The organism is Flavobacterium sp. FPG59 (assembly GCF_002150205.1).
GTDB lineage: Bacteria > Bacteroidota > Bacteroidia > Flavobacteriales > Flavobacteriaceae > Flavobacterium.
Genome location: NZ_MTCA01000294.1, coordinates 1 through 3072 on the forward strand (window position 1 = coordinate 1; position 3072 = coordinate 3072).

Consider the following 3072-nt stretch of genomic DNA (forward strand, 5'->3'; position numbering starts at 1 on the left):
GAGATAAATAATGTATTAAAAAACAAATCAATCGAAAATAATGTTGAAATTGCAAGACTCCTTTTTGAGTTTAGAAATGAAATGTTTGTGAAAAATGATTAGAAATCTTTGGACACGCGAAGAACTAATACTTGCCTTCAACTTGTATTTGAAATTACCTTTTGGTAAAATGCACAAACGTACTCCAGAGATTATTGAATTGGCTAATCTTTTGGGTAGAACTCCAAGTTCTATTGGGATGAGGTTAGGTAATTTTGCAAGTGTCGATCCTTTTCATCAGAAAAGAGGGGTAGGTGGTTTAAAAGGAGGAATGAATCAAGTTAAACCAATTTGGGATGAATTCTTTCACAATCAAGAAGAACTAGTTTTTTTAAGCGAGCAAATTCTAGCACAAAAAGAACATACCTCTATAGAAAATAAATACCAAGACATTCTTTTGGACTTAAAAGGATTAAAAGGAGAAACTGTGATTCGAGAAGTAAAAACGAGAGTCAATCAATCTGTTTTCAGACAAATGGTTTTAACAAATTATAATACTCAATGTGCAATAACGGGAATTGATATTCCTGAATTATTACTAGCAAGTCATATTGTTCCATGGTCAAAAAATGAAAATGAAAGATTAAATCCAGAAAATGGAATATGTCTTTCCGCTCTTTATGATAAAGCTTTTGATAAAGGATTGATTGGTGTTAACTCAAGCTACCAAGTAATATTGTCTAATAGTCTAAAAAAGAAAAAGGGAACTTCTTTTTACCAAAATCATTTTGCTTCGATTGAGAATCAAAGAATTGTTGATGGAATTAAATATTTACCACGAAAAGAATTTTTAGAATTTCACCTTGATACTATTTTCGAAAAATGAAAGGACTAAATTTATTTGCGATATACAAAAATGGGGAACACCTAGGAAACGAAAGAGGGTTTTCAACTGAAGATGCAATAAAGAGATACTTGATTACTTCATCTTTTGAAACTCTTTTGGATGATCCTGAATTTGTATCTCAATATTCAAGTTGTCTTGCAGTTGAAGATATTCATTTTCCTAAGTTTAGTTCTGGTAAGATGAAGATTTTAGAAATCCAAAAAAGTAAATTTGATTATTGGGCATTTATAGAAAAATACTATCCAAAATATTCCAATTGTGATAAAGTTTTATTAAGTGATATTCTTACCAGAAAGCTTAATGGAAAAGCAATTTGTGAAGAAGATGAAGAATATATAAAGGACCGGGATGTTAGAAAGGAGTTATTTGAACTTGATAAAGAATTGCTCTGTGAGGCTTTTGAAAACTTTTTCAATACTGTTTATCCGCAACAACTTCGTTATGGGACAGATATGAGAAAATCAGACGTGAAAACTACATTCAAAGGATTATAGATTGATGATTAACGATTTTGAATTCAGATTATTGGAATGCAAAATCACGAAAATAATTGAAGAACTGAATGAAAAATAAAGTTGTAAAAATTAATAAGTAATCAAAAAAAATAAAATTATGACAGAAATCACAGATAATACAATTTATTATACTTTAAGTACAATTTCTCAAACAATGGCTGCTTTATTTGCAGTTGTTGGGACATTTGCAATATTTCAAATTCAGGCAACAGAAATCCGACTAATTAATTTGTTAATTAGTAGAGCCGATAATGAAACTAAAGAGAATGCTCAAGTAAATGTTAAAAGATTAATAGCGGCAAAAAAATTTAAAGAAGCAAACGAATCATTTGCTATGGAAGATCCAAACGGTGGTTTAATAAATATTTGCATAAATAAAATAATCGAATACAAGATTTTAATTAAAGCTACCGTAATTGCATCTTCTTTTACAATTTTTATTTCTGTGGTAATGTTAAGTTTAGTTGATCAAATTAAATCTTTGGGCTTTTTTAATTTTGCTTTTTTCTTGACATTAATAATATTTGTAAGCTCTTTGATAATAATGTCAAAGAAAATATTGGATATATTTAAATAGGAAATACTCACTGTTATTTGGAGGACTATAAGGCAGCGTTAACAAAAAAACAATAGACAACATCTGACACTCAAAAAATAGATTTAAAATTGAAGATTAACGATTTTGAATTCAGATTTGCAGAAATCGAAATGCAGAAATTGGAATGAAAATGTGGAAATTTAAAATTTGAAAGTAGTAAATAATTCGTAAATATCCGTCACATAACAGCTAGAGTTTCGTTGCGTGCGAAGCACGAACAATGAAACTCGTGTTGAACGGAACCGGCAATTATCTTGTAATATGGAGTTATCGAAAAGTGTAAATAAGGCTATTTGAGAAGTGTTTCTATTTCTATTATGGAATTATCGACAATGTATTGAAAATCAATTAAGTAATATAAATAGAAACGTCCTTATTCTATTGCAAAAATACAAAAAATAGTTTTTGAATTTGTTTTTAATGGTTGTTTTTGAAAGGAATTTATTTTAAGGCTCGCAAGCTACCGTAGGTTTAGTTCAACACACGCTACAAGCAATTTGGGTATAAGGCTTAATTTGAAATTGGTTTTGTATTTGGAAGATTTGGCAAATCCAAATAATGGGCTTAATTTAGTCCCAAACTGCTTGTAGCGCGGGAACGTTAGCGGATATGCTAAAAAATCACGTAAAAAAAGGAATGTATAATGATTAGAAACTTAACTTTAATATTATTTTTACTTTACCAAGTATCTACTTTTGCTTGTCTAAATGAATCTAGAATTTTACTAAACGGAAAATTTATAATTTCGGACGAAGAATCACTTGTACCTTACGGTCATTTGTATTACCAAAACAGAAAAGAGTATGAAAAAGAATTGGTAGAAGTTTATAACTCTTGGAAAAAGGAAAAAAACATTGAAGATTATTCTGATTATGGCGTAATTCTAGTTTATCTAGGTGAATATAAAAAAGCACTAAAAGTTTTTCAAGAAATTGAAACTTTAAAACCCGGACTTTATGCAACAGCTGCAAATATGGGAACTACCTATGAACTATTGGGGAATAATAAATTAGCCTACGATTGGATAAAAAAAGGAATTGAAATAGATAAAAATTCTCACGATGGTTCAGAAT

Annotated in this window: 4 protein-coding genes; all 4 read left to right on the forward strand. The window is 29.3% G+C overall.

The genetic code is table 11. The features are described from left to right. The first annotated feature begins 94 nt into the window (after nt 1-94). Nucleotides 95-865: an HNH endonuclease gene (locus FPG59_RS15225; protein WP_086455406.1), complete on the forward strand. Its 771-nt coding sequence runs from the start codon at nt 95-97 to the stop codon at nt 863-865. Continuing rightward, nucleotides 862-1380: a hypothetical protein gene (locus FPG59_RS15230; protein ID WP_086455407.1), complete on the forward strand. Its 519-nt coding sequence runs from the start codon at nt 862-864 to the stop codon at nt 1378-1380. The genes FPG59_RS15225 and FPG59_RS15230 overlap by 4 nt, the downstream gene beginning before the upstream one ends. A 118-nt stretch (nt 1381-1498) precedes the next feature. Next, a complete protein-coding gene (locus tag FPG59_RS15235; RefSeq protein ID WP_086455408.1) occupies nt 1499-1978 on the forward strand; it encodes a hypothetical protein in 480 nt (159 codons plus the stop codon). Nucleotides 1979-2642: 664 nt separating this feature from the next. Then, on the forward strand, nt 2643-3072 hold a 430-nt coding region (locus FPG59_RS15240), incomplete at its 3' end, for a tetratricopeptide repeat protein (protein ID WP_140344696.1).